This is a genomic window from Fulvivirga lutimaris (genome assembly GCF_009711525.1).
GTDB lineage: Bacteria > Bacteroidota > Bacteroidia > Cytophagales > Cyclobacteriaceae > Fulvivirga > Fulvivirga lutimaris.
On the sequence record NZ_SMLV01000131.1, the window covers coordinates 1 to 2508 of the forward strand.

Annotated in this window: 5 protein-coding genes; 2 read left to right on the forward strand and 3 right to left on the reverse strand. The window is 37.6% G+C overall.

What is annotated here, in order from left to right:
• Positions 1 to 226: hypothetical protein (locus E1140_RS00710; protein WP_221412597.1), on the forward strand; the 226-nt coding region annotated here is incomplete at its 5' end.
• Between the two features lie 22 nt (positions 227 to 248).
• Positions 249 to 473 (forward strand): hypothetical protein, encoded by a 225-nt coding sequence (locus tag E1140_RS00715; protein ID WP_155178034.1) that lies wholly within the window; start codon positions 249 to 251, stop codon positions 471 to 473.
• Here the strand turns inward: E1140_RS00715 and E1140_RS00720 are convergent.
• From E1140_RS00720 to E1140_RS00730, 3 genes are all read right to left on the reverse strand, one after another.
• Positions 470 to 1060 carry a nucleotidyltransferase family protein gene (locus tag E1140_RS00720; protein ID WP_155178035.1) on the reverse strand — a complete coding sequence of 197 codons (591 nt, stop codon included), beginning with the start codon at positions 1058 to 1060 and terminating at the stop codon, positions 470 to 472. The genes E1140_RS00715 and E1140_RS00720 overlap by 4 nt on opposite strands.
• The gene (locus E1140_RS00725) at positions 1053 to 2225 is read right to left on the reverse strand and encodes an XdhC family protein (RefSeq protein ID WP_155178036.1); all 1173 of its coding nucleotides are present in this window, start codon (positions 2223 to 2225) and stop codon (positions 1053 to 1055) included. The genes E1140_RS00720 and E1140_RS00725 overlap by 8 nt, the downstream gene beginning before the upstream one ends.
• Before the next feature lie 30 nt (positions 2226 to 2255).
• Positions 2256 to 2508: rhodanese-like domain-containing protein (locus E1140_RS00730; protein ID WP_155178037.1), on the reverse strand; the 253-nt coding region annotated here is incomplete at its 5' end.

The window sequence follows — 2508 nt, forward strand, 5'->3', positions numbered from 1 at the left end:
AAGAATAGACAGAGAGTTTCAAATCTTCACAGTGAAGAATTTTGAGAGCCCAAAAAAGTGTAAGAACCTGGACCAGATCAGGTTTTATGTGCAAGAGCTTAGCGCCAAGGTGGAAGAGTTTAAATCAAGGTTCAACTATGTACCATCCAATGCCTACAGTTTGTTGACACAATACAATCAGTTACAAAACAGAATGGTATTTGCTGATTTTAAAAACAGCTATTAAATTATAAGGACATTTGAATGTTATGAGATATGTCCCATCACCTATTAAAATGCGCTATACCATTGTGTATAGCGCTACTGCCAACCCTTCAGGTCGTATGCAGTATCACAAGATCAAGCCTAATCAATTTAAAGAGCGGATTACCCGAACAGAATTCATAGAAGCATTTAACACACTACAGATAGTTGCTATGAAACCTATACAGGAGAAGTCATCTCCTGTGTTTCAATTAGAATTCTACGTTTAGTTAGAAAGATGATTCAACAAATCATCCTGAGTATCGATATCAATATTGCCTTTTTTAAAGTCTACAAAAGCCACTTGTTCCAGATTGATTTTCAGAAACTTTAATGCTCCTTCACCATCTCCTAATTGAAGCAACTCATTAAAGACAGAATTCGAAAACAAAACAGGAACCCCAAACCCAACATCATACTTTGAAGCAATAATTGGTTTGTCTCCTTTCTTAAATTCACTATAAAGCGCTAAGAAATTTTCAGTTTCCAGATAAGGCTGATCACAAACGGAAACAACAATAAAATCAGTCTGATTTTGGCTTGAAGCAATTTGAGCAAGACCTGCCTTTAATGAAGATCCCATACCAGCAGACCAATTGGAGTTTTCAATTAAATGAACTTGAGAATTGATGGATTCAGAGTGCATTTTATAATCTGCACCCAATACAACATACACCTCTCCTAACTGAGATTGTTCAGCAGTCTGTATACTTTGATTAAGTAATGTTTGTCCCTTTGAAATTTCAACGAGTTGCTTCGACCTTCCCAATCGAGAGGAATTACCAGCAGCTAAAATCAGTATTGCACCCTTAGGCATTTCCCGTTTTTATCTCGGGAGTATTAATATAGACTTGCTTAAACACTTCTCCAGACTGAGGATCTTTATCGTGTATAGGGCCAGTTTTGTATTTAAGAAAACCAGATGATCGGCTACTGAACTTGGCCTTTATTTCTGCAATAATTGAAAAGGCAATTTCTTCTGGTGTATCTGCGCCAATATCAAGACCTATTGGATTATGAATACGATCATAATCAACACTTGCTAACTCAATCCCTTCAGAAGATAGTTCTTCAAACATTTTATCGCCTTTTTTCTTAGGACCAAGGATTCCAATGTATTGAATTGAAGTAGGTAGCAATTGCTTAAGCACCTCCATATCATAATAGTAGTTATGCGACATAAGCACAGCAGCAGAAAATGGCTTAACATTTATATTACTTGTCACTTCATGCCTTTGGCAACCTGAAAGTTGCGCATTTGGAAAATTGATGGGTATCAAGTGAGCCACACATTCATCAAGAATGGTAACATTCCACCCTAACTGATGCGCAAAATTAGCCACTGGTTGTGCGTCATATCCTCCACCGAAGATCAAAAGATCAATAGGCGGTTGAAATACTTCTATAAAAATATGACTTCTTTTCCCTTCAAATACAAACTCCTTAGCTTCTGCAGAGCTGGTTTCCATTGCTTTGGAAAGAGAATTATATATCTCTTTTTCCAACGGAGTGACATTAGTCAGATCAGTATTATCTGTCATCCAAAATTTAGAACCAACATCAAGGCCTTCAAATTCACTTTCAAAAACCGTAGCTAATGAAGTTACCTTCTCCTCTTTATAGATTGATTGCAAAAAGTCAATTGGATTATGATCATAACTAATTGGTTCCAGTAAAATATGAATAATCCCATTACAACCTAACCCAACCCCAAGGGAATTATTTTCGTCATCCATGGTATCATAAGTAATCATTTGAGGAATACCACTATCCATAACCTTTCTGGCCTTTCTAAGCGCATCACCTTCTAAACAGCCACCACTTATAGAGCCTACCCAGCGACCATCATCCGTAATGTACATTCTGGCCCCCGGACTTCTGTATGAAGAACCTAGCACCCTAACTACAGTCGCCAAAGCTGCTCTTTGCTTTTCAAAATCAGTTTTCTGATAGGCCTCAACTATTTTGGTAAGTTCATTCATACAGTATTGTGATTATTCTCCTTATTAAAGTTATTGGTTATAGCCGCTATAACCAACTCCAAGCTCATATACCTCTTTAAAGCCGGCTTCTTTCAATTGTTTTAATGCCTTCGCACTTCTTCCGCCACCAGCACAGTAGATAGCCATAGGCTTGTTCTTATCAAGTGTAGCACTACAGTTATCAATAAAGCCATCACCCATAAAGTCAATATTTATTGCATCACCAATAAACCCTCCGGCATATTCACCAGGTGTACGTACATCAACGAGCTGTACTTCTTCG

Excerpts from the sequence above, each read along its gene's own strand:
- E1140_RS00715 (WP_155178034.1), top strand. The coding sequence starts at position 249 with ATGAGATATGTCCCATCACCTATTAAAATGCGCTATACCATTGTGTAT.
- E1140_RS00720 (WP_155178035.1), bottom strand. The coding sequence starts at position 1,060 with ATGCCTAAGGGTGCAATACTGATTTTAGCTGCTGGTAATTCCTCTCGA.
- E1140_RS00725 (WP_155178036.1), bottom strand. The coding sequence starts at position 2,225 with ATGAATGAACTTACCAAAATAGTTGAGGCCTATCAGAAAACTGATTTT.